The organism is Acidimicrobiales bacterium (assembly GCA_041394245.1).
In the GTDB taxonomy this organism is placed as follows: Bacteria; Actinomycetota; Acidimicrobiia; order Acidimicrobiales; family Aldehydirespiratoraceae; genus JAJRXC01.
Map to the genome: position 1 here is coordinate 2,413,427 of JAWKIR010000002.1, position 17,586 is coordinate 2,431,012.

The 17,586-nt window shown below is 69.3% G+C and carries 15 protein-coding genes; 10 read left to right on the forward strand and 5 right to left on the reverse strand.

What is annotated here, in order from left to right; all coding sequences use genetic code 11:
- The first annotated feature begins 27 nt into the window (after positions 1-27).
- Both R2707_12010 and R2707_12015 read left to right on the forward strand, forming a co-directional pair.
- Positions 28-819 carry a mycofactocin-coupled SDR family oxidoreductase gene (locus R2707_12010; GenBank protein MEZ5245817.1) on the forward strand — a complete coding sequence of 264 codons (792 nt, stop codon included), beginning with the start codon at positions 28-30 and terminating at the stop codon, positions 817-819.
- 58 nt (positions 820-877) lie between these two features.
- Positions 878-1,999 carry an NDMA-dependent alcohol dehydrogenase gene (locus tag R2707_12015; GenBank protein ID MEZ5245818.1) on the forward strand — a complete coding sequence of 374 codons (1,122 nt, stop codon included), beginning with the start codon at positions 878-880 and terminating at the stop codon, positions 1,997-1,999.
- Here the strand turns inward: R2707_12015 and R2707_12020 are convergent.
- On the reverse strand, positions 1,996-2,853 hold the full coding sequence (locus R2707_12020; GenBank protein MEZ5245819.1) for a thioesterase family protein: 858 nt from the start codon (positions 2,851-2,853) through the stop codon (positions 1,996-1,998). The two genes, R2707_12015 and R2707_12020, sit on opposite strands and share 4 nt — an antisense overlap.
- 72 nt (positions 2,854-2,925) lie before the next feature.
- Between R2707_12020 and R2707_12025 the strand changes: the two genes are divergently transcribed.
- From R2707_12025 to R2707_12035, 3 genes are all read left to right on the forward strand, one after another.
- Positions 2,926-3,870 (forward strand): asparaginase, encoded by a 945-nt coding sequence (locus R2707_12025; GenBank protein MEZ5245820.1) that lies wholly within the window; start codon positions 2,926-2,928, stop codon positions 3,868-3,870.
- Positions 3,871-3,958: 88 nt separating this feature from the next.
- Positions 3,959-5,071, forward strand: coding sequence for an NDMA-dependent alcohol dehydrogenase (locus R2707_12030; protein ID MEZ5245821.1), 1,113 nt, complete (start codon positions 3,959-3,961; stop codon positions 5,069-5,071).
- 11 nt (positions 5,072-5,082) lie between these two features.
- Positions 5,083-6,006 carry a MoxR family ATPase gene (locus R2707_12035; GenBank protein ID MEZ5245822.1) on the forward strand — a complete coding sequence of 308 codons (924 nt, stop codon included), beginning with the start codon at positions 5,083-5,085 and terminating at the stop codon, positions 6,004-6,006.
- Here the strand turns inward: R2707_12035 and R2707_12040 are convergent.
- The gene (locus tag R2707_12040; GenBank protein MEZ5245823.1) at positions 6,003-6,194 is read right to left on the reverse strand and encodes a hypothetical protein; all 192 of its coding nucleotides are present in this window, start codon (positions 6,192-6,194) and stop codon (positions 6,003-6,005) included. The genes R2707_12035 and R2707_12040 overlap by 4 nt on opposite strands.
- 21 nt (positions 6,195-6,215) lie before the next feature.
- Between R2707_12040 and R2707_12045 the strand changes: the two genes are divergently transcribed.
- From R2707_12045 to R2707_12055, 3 genes are all read left to right on the forward strand, one after another.
- Positions 6,216-6,947 carry a vWA domain-containing protein gene (locus R2707_12045; protein ID MEZ5245824.1) on the forward strand — a complete coding sequence of 244 codons (732 nt, stop codon included), beginning with the start codon at positions 6,216-6,218 and terminating at the stop codon, positions 6,945-6,947.
- Positions 6,948-7,024: 77 nt separating this feature from the next.
- Entirely contained in the window at positions 7,025-9,571 is a 2,547-nt protein-coding gene (locus R2707_12050; protein MEZ5245825.1) for an acyltransferase family protein, read from the forward strand.
- 5 nt (positions 9,572-9,576) lie between these two features.
- A complete protein-coding gene (locus R2707_12055; GenBank protein ID MEZ5245826.1) occupies positions 9,577-10,590 on the forward strand; it encodes a phytanoyl-CoA dioxygenase family protein in 1,014 nt (337 codons plus the stop codon).
- On the opposite strand, the gene R2707_12060 is transcribed toward R2707_12055, so the two are convergent.
- From R2707_12060 to R2707_12070, 3 genes are all read right to left on the reverse strand, one after another.
- Positions 10,587-12,296, reverse strand: a complete 1,710-nt coding sequence (locus tag R2707_12060; GenBank protein MEZ5245827.1) for an amidohydrolase family protein — start codon at positions 12,294-12,296, stop codon at positions 10,587-10,589. The two genes, R2707_12055 and R2707_12060, sit on opposite strands and share 4 nt — an antisense overlap.
- Before the next feature lie 108 nt (positions 12,297-12,404).
- A complete protein-coding gene (locus R2707_12065) occupies positions 12,405-13,649 on the reverse strand; it encodes a M20/M25/M40 family metallo-hydrolase (protein MEZ5245828.1) in 1,245 nt (414 codons plus the stop codon).
- Positions 13,649-14,869, reverse strand: coding sequence for a cystathionine gamma-synthase family protein (locus R2707_12070; protein MEZ5245829.1), 1,221 nt, complete (start codon positions 14,867-14,869; stop codon positions 13,649-13,651). The genes R2707_12065 and R2707_12070 overlap by 1 nt, the downstream gene beginning before the upstream one ends.
- A gap of 173 nt (positions 14,870-15,042) precedes the next feature.
- Here R2707_12070 and mftF point away from each other — a divergent pair, with 173 nt between their 5' ends.
- Positions 15,043-16,467 carry a mycofactocin biosynthesis glycosyltransferase MftF gene (mftF, locus tag R2707_12075; GenBank protein ID MEZ5245830.1) on the forward strand — a complete coding sequence of 475 codons (1,425 nt, stop codon included), beginning with the start codon at positions 15,043-15,045 and terminating at the stop codon, positions 16,465-16,467.
- The gene (locus R2707_12080; GenBank protein MEZ5245831.1) at positions 16,467-17,585 is read left to right on the forward strand and encodes a serine hydrolase domain-containing protein; all 1,119 of its coding nucleotides are present in this window, start codon (positions 16,467-16,469) and stop codon (positions 17,583-17,585) included. The genes mftF and R2707_12080 overlap by 1 nt, the downstream gene beginning before the upstream one ends.
- Position 17,586: the final 1 nt, after the last annotated feature.

A 17,586-nucleotide genomic window follows, 5' to 3' on the forward strand; every position in this document is an offset into this window, starting at 1 on the left:
TGCGCCCGCGCCTGCGACGCTGGGCCGATGCAACGACCCGTAGCCCTCGTCACCGGCGCCGCCCGCGGCATGGGCGCCGCGACTGTCGCCCGTCTCGTCGCCGACGGCTGGTCGGTCGTCGCCACCGACATCTGTGCCGACGAGCCAGCGATCCCGTACGGCATGGGCACACTCGCGGAGCTCGAGGCGGTGGCGGCCGCCGGCGGTGAGTTCGTCACCCCGGTGGTCGCCGATGTGCGCGACCAGGCGGCGATGCGCGCCGCGGTCGCCACTGCCGTCGACCTGTTCGGTCGGCTCGACGCGGCCATCGCGGTCGCCGGCGTGTTCGCCGCCGGTGACCGGCTGTGGGAGGTGTCCGACGCCGAGTGGGACGCCGTGGTCGACATCGACCTGCGCGGCGTGTTCCACACGGCCCGCGCCGCGATCCCGGCGATCCTCGAGAGTCCCGAGCCGTGGCGGGGACGCTTCGTCGCCATCGCCTCGACCGCCGCGATGGTCGGGCTCAAGAACATGGCGCCCTATGTGGCGGCCAAGCACGGCGTCGTCGGTCTCGTCCGGTCGTTGGCCGTCGACCTGTCCGGTACCGGTGTCACGGCCAACGCGGTGGCTCCCGGCTCGACCCGCACCGCGATCATCGAGGCATCGGCGGCCGCCTACGACACCGATGTCGGCGAGTTCGCGGAACATCAGCGGCCCATCGGCCGGCTGATCGAGCCCGACGAGATCGCCGGCGCGGTGGCGTACCTGTGCTCGGAGGCGGCTGCGGCCGTGACCGGGATCGTGCTTCCCGTCGACGGCGGGATGACGAGCACCATCTGACGGCGGGCCGCGGCGCGGACTACCGTCTCGGTTCTCGCTTCACGAAGGACGAACAACGATGAGAACACGCGCCGCAGTGCTGTACGGGGCCAACCAGGAATGGAAGGTCGAGGAGATCGAGCTCGACGCTCCGGGCAAGGGTGAGGTGCTGATCAAGACCCATGCCGCCGGCCTGTGTCACTCCGACGAACACCTCGTCACCGGCGATCTGGCCGGCGACACCTTGTTTCCCGTCATCGGCGGGCACGAGGGGTCCGGAGTCGTCATCGAGGTGGGTGAGGGCGTGACCGACTTCGAGGTCGGCGACCATGTCGCCGTCTCGTTCGTGCCCGCGTGCGGCAAGTGTCGTTGGTGCGCATCGGGTCAGCAGAACCTCTGCAATCTCGGCGCCGGCACGCTCGGTCCGGGCATGATCTCCGATGGTCGCTGTGGTCACCACGGCCCCGCCGGTGAAGACATCAACACCATGGCCAAGCTCGGCACGTTCGCCGAGCACATGCTCCTGAGCGAGGACTCGGTGATCAAGGTCGACAAGGACCTTCCGCTCATCCCGGTCGCGCTCGTGAGCTGTGGCGTCGCCACGGGCTACGGCAGCGCCGTGAACCGCGCCGAGGTGACCGCCGGCGACACCGTCGTCGTGGTCGGCTGTGGCGGCATCGGGGCCAATGTGCTCCAGGGTGCGAAGGCTGCCGGCGCGATGAATGTCGTCGCCGTCGATCCCTCGGAGTTCAAGCGCGAGAAGGCAGCCGAGTTCGGCGCGACCCACACCGCCGCCTCGATGGAAGAGGCGATGGCGCTGGTGGGCGGACTCACCGAGGGGGTCATGGCCGACAGCGTCATCCTCTCCGCCGGTGTGATCCACGGCGACATGCTCGCCCCGGCCCAGTTCCTGACCCGCAAGGGCGGCACGATCGTCGTCACCGGTCTCGCTCCGATGATGCAGATGGACGTGCAGCTCAACCTCTTCGAGCTGGCCATGATGAACAAGCAGATCAGGGGCACGATCTTCGGTTCCGACAGCCCTCGTCGGGCGGTACCGAGGCTCTTGAGCATGTACCAGGCCGGCCAGTTGAAGCTCGACGAGCTCGTGACCAAGACCTACACCCTCGACCAGATCAACGAGGGCTACCAGGACATGCGCGACGACAAGAACATCCGCGGCGTTCTCGTCTTCGACTAGCGGTCGGGCCGTTCGGGCGCGGGCCGGCACAGCAGTGTGCTGCCACCGATGGCGAGGAGACGACCGTCGTCGGACCAAGTCTCGGACTCGACACCGATGATCCCGGCGCGCCCGACCGGCGCCGCGCCCCAACCGAGCAGCCACTCGTGGTCGTGGGCCGGCTGGAGGAAGCGGCAGGTGAGCTCGATCGTGGGAGCGAACCACTCGAGTTCACCGGTGTGCGCGTTGGTCGCCGCTCCCCACGCGTCGAGGTCGGTGACGATCAGAACGCGGGTGTCGTCGAGCCACGGCTGATCGAAGCGAGGGCCGTCGACGAAGCGGTACCAGGCGGCCTGGTCGGGCTCGCTCGGGGCGCGGTTCGCCCAGTCGTCGGTCCACTGCGTCGGTCGGTGGTCGAGGCGGTTCCAGAACTCGTGCATGACCTGTTCGCCCTGGGCGGCCAGGCGGTCGTGGAAGCTCGGCAGCTGGGTGTGGTGGGCCACGTCGGGCCCGCGTCGCGCGGTGTGGTGGTCGAGTCCTTCGTCGGCGTCGGTACCCCACACCGTTGCCTCGAGGAGGGGCCGGTCGTCCTGCGCCATCACCACCCTCGTGCAGGTCGCGACGCGCGTGGTTCGCAGTGTCTCGACCCGCAGGGTCACCGGCGCGAACCGGGCGGCAGCGAGAAAGCTCGTGTTGATCGAGGCCGGGCGGCCGCGGCCGCAGTGATCGCCCGCGGCGCGCAGCGCGATCGACGCGATGTAGCCCCCCATCGGGCCCCAGATGGCCCACTCCTCGGAGGGGTGCGCCGTGTAGGTGCTCCATTGCTCGCCCCGCTCCGTGAGGACGATCGCCGTGTCGCGTTCGAGGTCTGCCACGGGGCGACCGTAGCGGCCCGGGTGGGTGGCAGTTCGAGGATTTCGGCGTCGGGATCGGTCTAGCCTTCCGACGTGACCGCACCGCTGATCGTCGACGTGTTCAGAGGCGGCGACGTCGAGAGCCGCCACGAGGTCGATGTCGTCGCGGTCGAGCCGGGGGGCCGCATTCTCTGGTCGCGCGGCGACGGGACGCGTGACGTGTTCGCTCGGTCTGCGCTCAAGCCGGTGCAGGCGGTTCCCCTGGTGAGCACCGGAGCTGGGGACGCGATCGGCGACGAACGACTGGCGATCGCCTGTGCGAGCCACGGCGGCGAGCCGCGTCACGTTGCGGTCGTCGATGCCTGGCTCGCCGACATCGGGTTCACCGTGGCGGACCTGGAATGTGGCGCCCACCCACCCTCGCATCGGCCGAGTGCCGATGCCCTGGCGGCCTCCGGAGAGCCGGCGACCGCTCGCCACAACAACTGTTCGGGCAAGCACGTGGGCTTTCTGTCGGTCTGTCGACACCTCGACATCGATCCGGCCGGCTACCTCTCGCCCACCCACGTCCTCCAGGCCGACCATCTGACCCCGGCGATCGAGGCGTGCTGCGGTGTCTCGTTGGCCGACTCGGTGCCGGGCGTCGACGGGTGCGGGATCCCCGTCTGGTCGATGCCGCTCGACCGTCTGGCCGCCGGGTGGACATCGCTCGGCTCGCTTCCCGAGGGCCGTCGCATCCTGACGGCGATGACCGCGGAGCCGTTCATGGTGGGCGGCACCGACCGTGCCTGCACCCGGATCATCGGGGACGGCGACGGCCGGCTCGTGGTCAAGACCGGCGCCGAAGGCGTCTACTGCGGAATCGCGCTCGACTCCGGGACCGCGGTCGCGCTGAAGGTCCGCGACGGCGCGACCCGGGCGTCCGAGATGGCGATCGAGTGGGCGATGGCCGAGCTCGGCGCGTGCCCGCCGCCACCGCCACAGGTGCTGCGCAACTGGATCGGAACGGAGGTCGGGTCGATCCGGGTCGTGGCCTGAAGCTGCGAACTATCGGTACCGGGCGCTGCGCTGGTACCTTCTGCCGCGTTCACCGTCTCGCCCGAACACGTCCTCCGAGGGGATCATCATGAAGACCAGAGCCGCCATTCTTCGAGAAGTCGGAGCCGACTGGAGCGTCGAGGAGATCGAACTCGACGAGCCGCAGGCGGGAGAGATCCTCGTCAAGACCCTGGCTGCCGGCATGTGCCATTCCGATGAGCACGCCCACGACGGCACCATGCCGGTACCGATGCCACTGATCGGTGGTCACGAAGGCGCCGGCGAGGTCATCGCGCTCGGCGAGGGCGTCACCGAGTTCGAGATCGGCGACCACATCTCGTGCTCGTTCATCCCGTCGTGCGGCAAGTGCCGCTGGTGTGCCTCGGGCCAGCAGAACCTGTGCGATCTCGGCATGCACCTGATGGAGCCCGGCATGATGGCCGGCGGGTTCCGTCACCACAGCGCGGCGGGTGAGGATCTCACCCCGCTGCTCAAGCTCGGCACGTTCGCCGAACACATGGTCCTGAGCGTCGACTCCGCGATCAAGGTCCAAAAGGACATCCCGGCCGGCCCGGCCGCCCTCGTGAGTTGCGGTGTCACCACCGGCTACGGCTCCGCGGTCAATCGCGCCGGCGTGACCGCGGGCGACACGGTCGTCATCGTCGGCTGTGGTGGTCTCGGCCATGCCGCGATCCAGGGCGCCAAGGTCGCCGGGGCGATGAACGTGGTCGCCGTCGACCCGTCGGAGTTCAAGCGCGAGAGCGCCCAGGAGTTCGGGGCCACCCACGCAGCGGCTTCGATGGAAGAGGCGATGGCCCTCGTCGGCGGTATCACCGAGGGAGTGATGGCCGACAGCGTCATCCTCACCCCGGGTGTCCTCACCGGCGACATGATCGCTCCCGCTCAGTTCCTCACCCGCAAGGGCGGCACCATCGTGGCAACCGCGGTGGCCAATGCGATGGCGATGGACGTGCAGCTCAACCTCTTCGAGTTCGCCATGATGAACAAGGAGCTCAAGGGCTGCCTGTTCGGTTCGGCCGCGCCTCGCAAGGAGATCCCGCATCTCCTCTCGATGTATCAGGCCGGTCAGCTCAAGCTCGACGAGATGATCACCAACACCTACACGCTGGATCAGATCAACGAGGGCTACGCCGACATGCTCGCGAACAAGAACGTGCGCGGCGTCATCACCTTCGACTGATCCGGACCTTCATGACCTCGCTCGACGACGCCGCGGTGCTCGACGCGCTCGACGCGGCGATCGTCGGGCGCCGCCGTGAGCTCGAACTCCTGGTCGCGGCGCTCGCTGCAGATCGCCATGTGCTGCTCGAAGGCCCGCCCGGTACGGGCAAGTCGACGATGTTGCGCGAAGTGGCCAACGCCGCAGGCACGGGGTTCGTCTTCGTCGAGGGCAACGCCGAGCTGACCCCGGCGCGCCTGGCCGGTCAGTTCGACCCGGCGAGAGTTCTCGAGGAGGGCTACACCCCCGACGTGTTCGTCGACGGGCCGTTGCTCGAGGCGCTGCGGGCGGGCTCGCTGCTCTACCTAGAGGAGCTCAATCGTGTCCCCGAGGAGACGGTCAACCTCCTCATCTCGGTGATGTCGGAGGGGGAGCTGCATCTTCCCCGGCTCGGCCGGGTCGAGGCCGCACCCGGGTTCCGACTCGTGGCGGCGATGAACCCGTTCGACAATGTGGGGACGGCCCGTGTGTCCGGCGCGGTGTACGACCGGATGTGTCGGATCGCCATGGGCTACCAGTCCCGCGACGACGAGGCCGACATCGTGAGTCGTCGGGCCTGTGAGGCCGGCGACCTGATCATGACGCGTGCCGTCTTGGTGACCCGGGGGACGCGGAACCACGCCGATGTCCGCGTGGGCTCGTCGGTACGCGGCGCGATCGATCTGGTCGAAGTGGCGACGCGGCTGGCCTCGATCCGGCGGGCCGAGGTCACCGACCCCGAGATCGGACTCGATGCGGCGCTGGTGGCCCTGTCGGGTCGCATCCGTCTCCACGAAGGTGGTGACCGGCAACCGGAGGACGTCATCCGCGACCTCTGGGCACAGGTCCTGGCTGCGGAGAACCCCGCCCCGGAGCCGGAAGTCGACGAGGACCCGGGAAAAGTCGGAGCCCCCTAGGGGGCGATCCGGGAGCGCCACTCACCCTCGAGGGCGATGATGCCCAGGAAGCGCTCGCCGACGAGAGCCGTCGGACGACGCCACGCGAACAACTTCGGCGCGATACCGCCTTCGACGACATCTCTCCCGATGTCGGACAGATCGACGAGCAGGCACTCGCCGATCTCGTCGAGGAGGACGCCGACCATGCCCTCTCATTGCTCGCCGAGATGACCGCGGCCACCGATCCGCTCCTCGCCGCGCTGGCCGCACGACTGGCCGGGCGGCTCATGCTCGATCTCGCCCGTTCGGGTCCGAGCGACAGCCGCGGGATCGGCCGACTGGTCTCGTCCCCGGCCGATCGGGCCGAGGGCGACCTCGATGTCGATGCCAGCCTCGACGCCCTCGTGCAGGCGCGCGCCGGACGCCATGCCGTCGCTGCGGACGAGTTGCGTGTCCGGCACTGGACCAAGCCGACGATGGCGCTCTCGCTGCTCGTCGATCGCAGTGGCTCGATGAGCGGCGATCGCCTCGCGATCGCGGCGGTCGCCGCGGCGGCGTGCTCGTGGCGCGCGCCCACGGACTGGTCCGTGCTCGGGTTCTCCGAGCGCCAACTCGCGCTGAAGTCCCAGGACGACGACCGTCCGCCGGCGGCGGTGGTCAACGACCTGCTCCGACTCCGGGGTCGTGGTACGACCGATCTCGATGCCGCGCTGCGGAGCTCGGCCCGGCAACTCGAACGGTCCCGCGCCAAGCGGCGGGTGACGATCCTGCTCTCCGACTGCCGGGCCACGAGCGGCGTCGACCCCGTGGCGGCAGCACGTCGCCTCGACGAGCTGTGCATCATCGCCCCGGCCGACGACGCCGATGACGCGGCCGACTTCGCCCGTCGCACTGGTGCGCGGTTCACGGTGGTCGAGCGGGCGTTCGACATCCCGGCCGCACTCGCCCGTGTGCTCTGAGGTCCGTGTGTTCGCGCTCCGCAGGCTTTCATGGACGGAGAGTGATCAGTATCGTGGGCGTGATGCCCGCCGAGGAAATGTCCGCTGCCGCGGAGAGCCGTGTTCCGGCAGCTGATTCCGTCCCGTCGCGGCCCGGGCGGCAGGTACGTGCGTTCGGGGGCTACCAACCGGGTTTCGACGGGGTGCGAGGGTACGCACTCGTCTGCATGCTGCTGTACCACGCAGAACTCGGGCCGATCGATGGTGCGTTCTTCGCGCTCTCGCTCTTCTTCACCCTGTCCGGCTTCCTGATCACGTCGATCCTGCTGGATGACCGACGTCAGGCGGGAAGAGTCGACTTCGGTCGCTTCTGGAGCCGTCGTGTTCGGCGTCTCGCCCCTGCCGCGATCCTCGGGCTTCTCGCCGCGGTCGTCTTCGGGGCGACGGTTGCGACGCGGTCACAGGCGGAGAAGTTGCCGAGCGAGGTCTTCGGGGTCGTCTTCTACATCGTCAACTGGACCTTCATCGCGACGGAGCAGTCCTACGCCGATCTCTTTGCATCACCTTCGCCGGTGCAGCACTACTGGTCGCTCGCCATCGAAGAGCAGTTCTACCTGATCATCCCGCTGGCGTTCGCCGCCCTGCTCTCGCGGAACGTCTCCCATCGGGCGATCTTCTCGGTCTTCGCGTCGCTGGCCGTGTTGTCGACGCTCTGGACGGCTTGGTTGTCCTCCGTCGGCACCGACATCGACCGGATGTACTACGGCACGGACACCCGGGTGGCCGAAGTCGCGGTCGGTATCGCCCTCGCCGTCGCCATGGACCGGCGCGGTGCGGTCTTCCCCGAGCGGGTCAAGAACGCGCTGGCCGTCGTCGGAGTGGTGGTCGTGGCGTCGATGGCGTGGATGTGGACGAGTTTCACGCTGCTCGACGCGTTCGCCTACCGGGGAGGGCTGCTCCTCAACGGGGTGCTCACCGGAATCCTCATCCTCGTCCTCATCGCCGATCGTGGCCCTGTTCCGTTCGTCCTCGGCCTGAAGCCGATGGTGTGGTTGGGCCGGATGAGCTACGGCATCTACATCTTCCACTGGCCGATCTTCCTCTGGTTGACCGAGGAGCGGACGGGTCTCGACCCCTGGCCCAACTTCGCGCTGCGGATCGGGGTCACCCTGGTCGTGTCGCTGGCGTCGTTCCATCTGGTCGAGACCCCGATCAGGAAGGGGGCGACCCTCGGCCTGTCGGTGCGCGGCCTGCGAATGGCCTACCCGATCGCGGGTATCGCCCTGGTCGTCGGAGCCGGCCTCACCGCGAACCTCGACGGCGACGATCCGCTCGCCACTCTGCGTGAGGATGGTCGGTCCACCCGCGTTCCGGTGGCGACGGCCGACGGCGTGCTCGACATCGTCGTGATCCACAGCGCCGCGAACTCCGAGATCGTCGATGCGCTCGAGGGGGTCATCGCCGACGAGGAACAGATCAGACTCGCGGGCCGAGACGTCTTCCGCTGTGAGGGCGGCGTGGTCGAGATCGATGTCGGCGCCACCTGCGCGAACTGGTCCACGGAATGGCCGGGATTGATCGATGCCCACGATCCCGATGTCGTGGTCCTCCTCGTCGAAGGCTGGGACGGTGACGATCTGGCGGAACTCGGCGCCGACGAACGGTCGACCGCCGCTCGTCTGCTCGGCGCGGGGTTCGACCTGCTGACGGCCAACGGTGCCTCGGTCGTCGTCACCGGGAGCGGTCAACCGTATGAAGTGGAGCTGCTGAGGGAGTTCACGCCGCTCTACCGGTCGTTCGTGGATCTCGGTGGTCGATCCGATGTCAACGTGGTCCAGGGTTCGATGCCGGACCCCGATGCGGTCAGCGAGGCGGAGTATCTCGATCGCTCCGCGCAGGCGATCATCGACCTCGGGGCTCTGTATCAGCGAGCGGACCGAGCCGACGCAACCCGCGTGATGGTGATCGGTGACTCCCAGGCCCGCTCGCTCGGATACGGGCTCGAACGCTGGGGCGCCAACCACGGGGTGTGGGTCTGGAATGCGGCGACCAACGGATGCGGATTGGCCGATGACGGCTACAAGTACGGGGGCGGCGAGGAGGAGCCGATTCGCGACGAATGTCTCGCCGCCAGAGCGAACCTCCCCGACCAGGTTCGCAGTTTCGATCCCGAAGTGGTCATCGTGCTCTCGAGCGTCTGGGATACCGGTGACCGCCGTCTCGACGGCTGGCCCGAACGCCGCTCGATCGGCGACCCGGAGTTCGACGACTACCTCACGCAGGAGTACATCGACGTGGTCGACACCGTGACCGAGACGGGCGCTCGTGTCGTGTGGATGCTCGCTCCCTGTCTCGATACCGGCGGCGCGAACGACCCGGGGGCGGTCGACACGGGGGGATTCGGAGACAACGCGCGCGAGGTGCTCGACGGCGAGATCCTCCCTGCGGTTGCCGCGGTCTATCCCGAGAAGGTCCGGCTGTACGACCTCGACGCGGTGCTCTGTCCGGGCGGCGATCCGCTGCGCGAGGCCGATGGCATCTCGCCGATCCGCGCCGACGGCGTCCACTTCAACGTCGAGGGCAGTGGGTGGTTCGCCGAGACCTATGGTGCCGATGTGCTCGAACTCGAAGGGCTGGATGGGTGAATCAGATGGGAGATCGCAACGCACACATCATGTCGAGGATCGACGCGCTGACCGATGACGGTCGCTTCGACGAGGCGATCTCGGTGCTGCGCGAGGCCGTTTCTTCTCGACGCGATGTCGAACTCGAGGCGGCGCTCCTGCAGATCCGGCATCGAGCATTCGCCGAAACGGAGTTCCCGCCCGGACCGGATCCTTGGCCGAGGGTGGCCTCGGATCGATTCGGGGAGGGCAGCCTTCCCGAGGTGGCGGCCGGCGAGCTCACCGCCGAGATCGTCCGAGCGGCTCTCCTGCACCACGGCGCGCTGATGGTGCGCGGCCTGGTCGACCATGCGCGGGCGAGTGAGCTGCGCGCCACGATCGACGCCGCCTTCGAGGCAGCGGCTCGATTGCGGGAGAACCCCGATGCGGAGACGTCCCCCTCGCTCGTTCCCTTCGTTCCCGAGGAGCGCTACCCCTTCGGGATCTACGAGCGCGCGTTCGCGAACTTCGGCAGCGGGGTCCTCGGTGTCGATTCGCCCGCCGCCATGTGGGAGATGACGGAGGCGCTCGAGGCCGCAGGAATGCGGCGGGTGTTCGAGGACTACTTCGGCGAATCGGCTGCGTTCTCGGTCAAGAAGACGACCCTGCGGCGTACCGAGCCGGAGACGGTCGCGGGGTGGCACCAGGACGGTGCCTTCCTCGGGACCGGGACGCGCGCCCTCAACGTCTGGACCGCCCTGACCCCGTGCGGCATCGACGCGCCGAGCCTCGACGTGTTCGTGCAACGCTTCGACCATCTGGTTCCGACCGGCGGTCCGGAGATCTACGACTGGTCGGTGAGCGACGAAACGGCAGCGACCTACGACACGACGAAGATCGTCCGTCCGGTTTTCGACACCGGCGATGCACTGCTGTTCGACCAGATGACACTGCACCGTACGGGCGTCGACCCGGCGATGACGTCGACCCGCTATGCGATCGAGATGTGGTTCTTCGCGCCGTCGACCTACCCGCTGGAGCAGATCCCCATCGTCTTCTAGCGGGGATCGTGCTGAGGTCCCCGGACGAGACGGCCGGGGTGTTCGCCCGTGAACTCGTCGTCCACGACCGTCACGACCCCCCGGCAGATCGTGGCCCCGTAACCGTGGGCCTTCTGGACGTAGCGGTTGGCCCCGGTCGGCAGGTCGCCGACGAGGTGGGGCAGCTCGACGCCGAGCGCGTCGATGTCGATGACGTTGAGGTCGGCCCGCAGACCGGGGGTGATCAGCCCGCGGTCGCGGAGACCGTAGAGCTCGGCCGTCTGGCGGGTCTGGCGGTGCACCACCCACTCGAGCGGCATGTGGTCGCCCCGGAGCCGGTCGCGGGCCCAGAACTGGAGCATGAACGTCGGCATGCCGCCGTCGGCGATGGTGCCGCAGTGCGCGCCGGCGTCGGCGAGTCCCATTCGCGTGTGGGGATGCTGGTGGAGCTCCCACAGATGGTCGAGGTTGTGGTTCGTGTAGTTGAAGAGAGGGAAGTACAGGAGGCCGCGACCGTTCTGCGTCATCAGGTGGTCGTAGGCGATCTCGGCGGGAGTCCGGCTGTCGTGGGCGGCGAGGGCCGCACAGGTCGACGCGGGGTCGGGCTCGTAGTCGGCCTCGCCGGCGAAGGGGTAGAGCTTGTCCCAGGTGCGGGTGACCGAAGTGATGAAGTCGCTCCAGACGGCCGGGACCTCCGTCGTCAACGCCGTCCGGACGTCGTCGCGGCGGAGGTGGGCGAGCCGCTCCTCTTCGGGAAGTCGGCCGATCAGGCCCCAGGTGGGGCACAGCATGAACGGGTTCACGGTCGCCGACCAAGACTCGAGGATGCCGACCGGGCGACCCGACACCTGGGCGAGCACGTTCAGCCCATCGGCCTGGGCTTCGTCGAGGAGCCGGAGGTCCTCGCGCCACAGGTCGGGCGCGTAGTCGGGCTGGTTGAGATTGAAGATCACCGGTTGCGCGGTCACCTTCGCGACCGCGCGCATCCATTCGAACGATTCCGGCACATCGGCGTGGTGGGTGGCGGTCTGGAAGACACCGTGGCCGGCGCGGCGCACCGCTTCGGCGATGGCGAGGAGTTCCTCGTGGGTGGCGAACGTCCCGGGGACGAGCTCGCCGTCGACCGACTTGTGCAGCGGCGTGCGCGAAGTCGAGAAGCCGAGGGCGCCGACCTCCAGCGCCTCCTGCACGAGTTCGGCCATCCGGGTGATGTCGTCGCCGGTCGCGTCATCCACGGCGCGTGAACCCATGACGTAGGCGCGCAGCGCCCCGTGGGGTATCTGGGCGCCGAGATCGAGGACCCACGACCGGTGCTCGAGATCGTCGAGGTACTCGGGAAAGGTCTCCCAGCCCCACTCGATGCCGTCGGTGAGTGCGGCGCCGGGGATGTCCTCGACGCCCTCCATGAGTTCGATCAACCAGTCGCGACGGTCGGGCGCAACCGGCGCGAAACCCACACCACAGTTGCCCATGACCACCGAGGTGACTCCATGCCAGCCCGACGGCGTGAGCTCGGGGTCCCAGGTCGCCTGGGCGTCGTAGTGGGTGTGGGTGTCGACGAAGCCGGGTGTGACGACGCGACCGTCGGCGTCGATCTCGCGACGCCCGGCGCCGACGTCGTCGCCGACCGCCACGATCGTCTCACCGTCGACGGCGATGTCGCCGGTGGACTCGGGCCCCCCGGTTCCGTCGATGATCCGGCCGTTGCGAATGACGAGGTCGTGCATGGCCAAGAGCGTAGATCGCGAGCGGCGGTACCGTCCTGTGCATGCACCAGCGGGCGTCCGGTCGACGATGATCGGGCATGCGCGGCGAGGGTGTTCGCCGGGTGAGTCTCATCCCGGAACCGGTCGCTCTCGGAACAGCCTGCGGACTGCGGCTTCGAGCACTCGGGCGGCCGTTGCAATCTCGTCGAGCGACACGCGTTCGTCGACGGCGTGGGCGTTGGCGATGTCGCCCGGGCCGTACACCGCGCATGCGGCGCCGGCCTCACGTCGCCACAGGGCCATGTCGCATCCGTAGGGCACACCGATCGTGCCCGGTCGGGACCCCGTCTCCGACTCGGCTGCATCGCACAGTGCGGCCACCAACGGGTGGTCGGGATCGATCGACGACGAGCCGAACGCGGCACCGGTTCGCTCGATGCGCGGCGGGTGGGCGTCGAGCCACGGGTCGCCGGCGATCGCCTCACGCAGCGTGCGCTCGAACCGTGCTTCGGCCTCCTGGATCGACTCGTCGATCGTGACACCGACCCGAAGCTCCGCGGTGATCTGCTCCATCACGTTCGAGGCCCACACGCCCCCATGCACGACACCGACCGTGGTCGGGTACGGCAGGCCCGTGGCCGTCATCGCGGGATTGCGCTCGGCGTCGTTGAGCTCGCGCTCGAGGCGCTCGACCGCCGCGTACACGGTGAGGAAGTGGTCGAGCGCCGACTCGCCGAGGAGCCGGGTCGCCGCGTGCGCAGCGCGTCCGTCGACCTCGATCGTGTAGGTCAGCGCCCCACCGTGGGCCACGACGACCTGCGGGCCGTCGGCACCCGACGTGGGCTCGGGCACGATCACGTAGTCGCCGGTCCATCCTCGCCGGATCGCCGCGAGCGTGCCGGTCCCTCCGTCCTCCTCGCCCGGCACCGCGATGAAACACAGCTCGCCGGCGAAGTCGCGGTCGCCGGTCGCGACGCGGGTGAACGCCTCGATCGCGGCCACGACGCCTCCCTTCATGTCGGCACTGCCCCGCCCGTACAGCACGTCGCCGTCGAGTTCGCCGGCGGGATCGCGCGTCCACTTCGCCCTGTCGCCAACCGGCACGACGTCGGCGTGTCCGGTGAGTACCACGGTGGGCCCCGGTCGGGTGCCGACGACGCGGGCCGCCACCACCGGGACCTCGTCGCGCTCGACCTCGCGGCCCGGATACGCCGGATCGACCTCGAGTTCCGACATCGGCGTGACCCACCGGTCGACGTGGTCGGCCACCGGCTCCAACCACGACGCGATCAGGTCGATCGCCGGATGCTCGTGCCCCGTCTCCGAAGGCGCGGCGACCAACGCGAGCGCCCGTTCTGCGAGGTGGTCGGTCATCAGAGCACCGCGAGCGCATGGTCGAGGTCGCCGATCAGATCGTCGACGTTCTCGATCCCCGCCGAGTACCGCACGAGACCCTCGGGGATGCCGAGGGAGGCGCGCTCCTCGGGTGTGCACTCGACATGACTGGTGGTGGCCGGCGGCCCGACGGTCGTCTCCACCGCACCCAGATTCGCCGCACGGTGGGCGAGACGCAGGTGGGGAAGGAACTTCTTCACGGCCTCGAGATCGCCGTCGAGCGCGAAACTCAACATCCCTCCCCCGCCGGACATCTGCCGCGTCGCGATCTCGTGGCCGGGGTGGCTCGCCAGACCCGGATAGTTCACCGTGGTGACCATCGGGTGAGCTTCGAGGAACTCGGCGACCGCCATCGCGTTGGCCGATTGCCGCTCGACGCGGAGATGGAGCGTCTTCATCCCCCGCAGGAGGAGATAGGCGGCCATCGGATGCAGGGTCGCGCCGTTGATCTCCCGATACCGGAAGACCTCCTCGACCAGATCGCCACGCCCGACGACCGCGCCGCCGAGGGCGTCGGCGTGACCCCCGAGGAACTTGGTGGCGCTGTGCACGACGAGGTCGGCGCCCAGCGTCAGCGGTTGCTGGAGGACCGGCGTGGCGAACGTGTTGTCGACCACGGTCACGGCCCCGCGGTCACGACCGGCGGCGAGGAGCCGCGGCAGGTCGATGATCTTCAGCGTGGGGTTGGTGGGCGTCTCGAGGTACAGCAGGTCGCAGCCACGGTCCATCGCCTGCTCGACACCGTCGGCGTCGGTCGTGTCGACCAGCTCGACCTCCACACCGACCCTCGGCAGGTACTTGGTGAACAGCATGCTCGTGCCGCCGTAGGTGTCCTTCACCGACACGACGCGCTGGCCCGGCTCGAGGAGGGCGTGGAGCATGTTGGAGATCGCGGCCATGCCCGTCGACGCCGAGGTGGCCGCCTCCGCCCCTTCGAGCAGGCGCAGCTTCTCCTCGAACACGGCCACGGTCGGGTTGGTGTTGCGGCCGTAGATGTGGCCGGGCTCGGCACCGGTGGCGACGTCGAGCCACTCGTCGACGTTCTCGTAGCCGAAGCCGACGCTGTGCACGACCGGGACCTGGGTGGCCCGTTCGAGGAGATAACGATCCTCGCCGGCCCACACCGCACGCGTCCCGATCGAGTGCGGATGTGGCGTGCCGGGTTGCTCGTCGGGTCGGCTGTCGGACTTCTTCACCATGGAAGTCACCGTAGGGCGACAACCGCGCCTGGGCCATCGGGGGCGCCGAGGCCGTGCATGGCACGGGCGAAGGCCGCGGCCGGGGGTACCGTCCGGTGTATGGACCGCACGGGCTTGCCGGCTCACGACAACACGTTCGCCAACACGGTGTTCGCCAACATGGTGTGCATCGAGTGAACCGGCCGCTGCCGCCCGCCGGCATCGGCCTTGTCGCCGATGCCGGTCTCCGCCGCCTCGATGCCGGCCGTGTCCTCGTCGGTGGTTCGCCGCTGCGGATCGTGAAGCTGTCCGACGCGGGCGCGGCCGTTGTCGATGCATGGCTCGGGGGAACACCGCTCGCCGCGGTGAAGTCGGCCCGGGGGCTGGCTCGGCGCCTCCTCGACACGGGCATGGTGCATCCGGTGGTGTCACCGGCCGACCGCCCACCGCCGGTGACGGTGGTGGTTCCGGCCAAGGACGATGCCGACGACCTCGCGGCCCTGCTCCCGACGATCGGGTTCCCGACCGTCGTCGTCGACGACGCGTCCGACGATGCCGCGTCGATCGAGCGGGTCGCCACCGCGCACGGGGCGCACCTGGTGCGCCGGGCCGAGAACGGCGGTCCCGGTGCCGCCCGCATGTCGGGCCTCGACGCGGTCGACACGGAGTTCGTCGTGTTCGTCGACGCCGACGTCGAGCTTCCGGCCGGGTGGTGGCACGACCTCGCGTCCCATTTCGACGACCCCGAGGTGGTGGCCGTCGCCCCTCGTGTCGTCAGCGCGCCGGGGCCGTCACTGCGGGAACGCTACGAGTCGGCGCATTCGCCGCTCGACCTCGGATCTCAGCCGGCCAACGTCGCGCCCCTGCGTCGTGTCGCCTACGTGCCCACCGCGGTCTTCGCCGTGCGAGCCGACGCGCTGCGTACCATCGGCGGCTTCGACCCGGAGTTGCGCGTCGGTGAGGACGTCGACCTCGTCTGGCGCCTCGCGTCCGAGGCGGGGACGGTCCGCTATGCACCGGAGGTCGAGGCACGACACCGACCCCGGGCGACCTGGTTCGCCATGGCCCGACAACGCATCCGCTACGGAGGATCAGCGGTCGACCTCGCCGAGCGTCACGGGTCGCTCGTGGCGCCGGCGCGATGCTCGCGGTGGAGCCTCGCCGCATGGGGGGCGGTGGCGGTCGGTCGTCCAGTGTTCGGCGCGACCATCGCCGCCGGCTCGTCGAGCGCGCTGGCCCGCAAGCTCTCGGCGCTCCCCGGCCCGACCGGTGAAGCACTGCGGATCGCCGGCTGGGGTCATCTCCAGGCTGGTCGCGGGCTCGCGATCGCCACGTCTCGGGTGTGGTGGCCTCTGGCGCTGCCGCTCGCCCGGTTCCGTCGCATCCGCCCTGCGGTGGTGGTGGCGATGGTCGGTCCGGCGGCGTGGCAGTGGTGGACCGGTGTCCGTCCCGCCGGACCCGTGCGATCGGTCGCCCTCCGCGTGGCCGACGACATGCTCTACGGCGTCGGCGTCTGGCGTCGTGCGATCGCCCGGCGAAGCGGCCGGGCCCTCGTGCCGGACCTGACCGAGTGGCCGGGGAGACGGGCGCCGGTCGAGACGGATACCGTCGCGCAGTGATGGGCACGCTGATTCCGCAACGAATGACCAGGTTGATCGAACGCTGCGCGCGCGAGGTCGACGAGGGACGGGTTCCCGGGTGCCAGGTGGCGGTCGGGTTCGAGGGCGAGGTGGTCCTCTTCGAGGCGTTCGGCGACGTGACGACCGAGCATCGACTCCACACGTATTCGGCGATCAAACCCACGGTCTCGCTCACCGTGTTGGAACTCGCAGCCGAAGGTCTGCTCGACCTGGATGCGCCCGTCGCGACGGTCCTGCCCGGCTTCTCGACCAACGGCAAGGACGTCATCACCCTCTCCCAGGTTCTTCTCCATGCCGGTGGCTTCCCCCACGCACCCGTCTCGGTCGCCGAGTTCAACGATCGCGAGCGCCGCCTCGCTCGCTACGAGACGTGGCGCACGAGCTGGGACCCGGGCAGTGCGTTCGAGTACCACGCGTCCGCCGCGCACTGGGTGCTCGCCGACTGCATCACCGAAGTGACCGGTCGTCACCACGCCGACGTGGTCACCGAGCGGATCATGACCCCGGCCGGGTGCAGCCGGTGGCTCGCCATTCCCGCCGCCGAGCAGCACGACATCGCCGATGTGGTGTCGGTCGGGGAGGCCCCTGACCTGGAGGCGTTGGCCCGGCAGTTCGGTATCGAGGAGATGCCGGTCACCGAGGTCACCGACGCCGCCCTCCTGGCGTTCAACGATCCGTCGATCCGCGAAGCGGGTCATCCGGGCGGTGGCGGCATCACCACCGCCGCCGAGCTGGCTCTCTGGTATCAGGCGGTGCTGCACGACGATGGTGGCTTCCTTCGTCCCGAAGTGAAGCACGACGCGCTCGCGGTGATCCGCCAGACCAACGCGGACTGGATGGGAGTGTCGGCCAACCGCACCCACGCCTTCACGATCGGCGGCGACGACGGGCAGGCGCTCATGCGCGGGTACGGCCACACGACCGGCCCCGCGACCTTCGGCCACGGTGGGGCGAAGGGGCAACGTGGTTGGGCCGATCCCGGGACCGGGATCTCGCTCGGGTTCATGACCCACGGGCTCGACCGCGACGAACTCGTCCATGCCCGGCGGTGTGCCGGGATCTCCTCGGCGGCCGGGGCACTCACGACGCCGATCTGAG